Annotated in this window: 2 protein-coding genes; both read left to right on the forward strand. The window is 40.5% G+C overall.

From position 1 onward, the window contains the following. Positions 1 to 234 precede the first annotated feature (234 nt). Positions 235 to 1,095 carry an Rpn family recombination-promoting nuclease/putative transposase gene (locus tag NJ959_RS28955; protein WP_254015219.1) on the forward strand — a complete coding sequence of 287 codons (861 nt, stop codon included), beginning with the start codon at positions 235 to 237 and terminating at the stop codon, positions 1,093 to 1,095. Between the two features lie 233 nt (positions 1,096 to 1,328). Continuing rightward, positions 1,329 to 2,015: HEAT repeat domain-containing protein (locus NJ959_RS28960; RefSeq protein WP_254015220.1), on the forward strand; the 687-nt coding region annotated here is incomplete at its 3' end.

Consider the following 2,015-nt stretch of genomic DNA (forward strand, 5'->3'; position numbering starts at 1 on the left):
GAGAGGTGCTATTGGGGGCGTTTCTCTTGGAAGCGTTGGTGTTGGAACTGGATTTACGGAACCAATCTTTGAAGGTTATGCTTGATGAAGGGACTTATACTTATGTGACTATATTTCAGTAATTGTGGAGGGTGCGTTAGCTTTCGCATAACGCACCCTACGGATGGATGGTTAAATCTGGAAATTTATTGTTATTATATATATATAAATAACGGAATTAGTAGAGGTGGCAAAATGCAATTTATCAACCCTAGAACCGATTTTGCCTTTAAAAGAATCTTTGGCTCAGAGGAAAACAAAGATATCCTCATCAGTTTCCTGAATGGAATGCTCTATGAAGGAAAATCTACGATTAAAAGCTTAGAAATACTCAATCCTTATCAAGCACCCAAAATTAGAGGTGTTAAAGATACTTACTTAGATGTGAAAGCAGTCCTCGATAATGAGAAAACTGTGATTATTGAGATGCAGGTTTTAAATGTGGAAGGATTTGAAAAGCGGATTCTGTACAATGCCGCAAAATCCTATTCGATGCAACTGGAAATAGGACAAGATTACGCCCTACTCAATCCCGTGATAGCTTTGACAATTACTGATTTTAAAATGTTCTCTAATTTCGATAAAGCCATTTCTCGGTTTATTCTCAAAGAAAGAGATTTTTTAGTCGATTATACCATATACGATTTAGAGTTAGTTTTTGTGGAGTTACCTAAATTTGTCAAAGAAATAGATGAAGTAGAAACCCTGACAGAGCAATGGATATATTTTCTGAAAAGTGCAGCTAAGGTAAAGGAAGTACCCGAAAAAGTCGGGAGAGTGGCGGCAATAAGAAAGGCGTTTGAAGTGGCAAATATAGCAACGCTTAATCGGGAAGAATTAGAAGATTTGGAGCAGCGTGAAATTTACATTATCGATCAGCGGAATGCTATTAAAAGAGCTGAAAGACAAGGTTTAGAACAAGGAGTAGAATTAGGCTCGAAACAAAAAAGTCTAGAAATTGCTAGTAATCTTCTGGATATATTAGATGAAGCTGCTATTAGTCAGATTACAGGATTGAGTTTGGCGGAAGTACAGAAATTGAAGGAAGAAAGATAGGAAAGGGGAATCGCAAATATTATGAATCTATGAATTGTCAGATATTGCTAGAGAATGAATCTTTTGTCTTGTCATTAATGCCCGACAAAGATTAAAATCTCTGTCGGGTTGTTGCGAGATAAATCGAATTCAAACAAACCCAATCCACTCCCACCAAAAAATAATCCCCTCCCGGATGGGTTATCTTAGAACAAGATTAATAGAAATAATATTTCCATGGCGTAACCCCAACCATGTTTAAACTTATCTATAAAATCAGAAAACCCTTCATCCTCTTCCCCCTTACCCTCTGTCTCACCCTCCTCCTCTGTCTCCCTTGGGTGAGTGCGAAACAACCGCCCAAGCCGCAACCATGGCAAATTGAGGGGATAGTGGCGGCACTTGAGGATAGTTATACTCAAGTGAAGGAATATGCTTTCGGGAAATTAGCTGGATATGACTCGCAAGACTTGAAATCGGTGCTGAAGAAACCGGAGGATATTGCCCAGAAAGCTATCAACATCCTCAAAGATGAAAAGGTTGACTCATCTATTCGTGGCAGAGCCGCAGCAGCTTTGGGTAATTTAGGAGAAGCAGGGGCTAAATACGCCCCCGATATCCTCAACATCCTCAAGGATGAAAAGGTTGACTCATATATTCGTCGCAGTGCCGCAGAAGCTTTGGGTAATTTAGGAGAAGCAGGGGCTAAATACGCCCCCGATATCCTCAACATCCTCAAGGATGAAAAGGTTGAGCCAAATATTCGTGGCAGTGCCGCATACGCTTTGGGTAATTTAGGAGAAGCAGGGGCTAAATACGCCCCCGATATCCTCAACATCCTCAAGGATGAAAAGGTTGACTCATATATTCGTCGCAGTGCCGCAGCAGCTTTGGGTAATTTAGGAGAAGCAGGGGCTAAATACGCCCCCGATATCCTCAAC

The sequence above is a fragment of the Limnofasciculus baicalensis BBK-W-15 genome, assembly GCF_024178385.1.
GTDB classification, from domain to species: domain Bacteria; phylum Cyanobacteriota; class Cyanobacteriia; order Cyanobacteriales; family Coleofasciculaceae; genus Limnofasciculus; species Limnofasciculus baicalensis.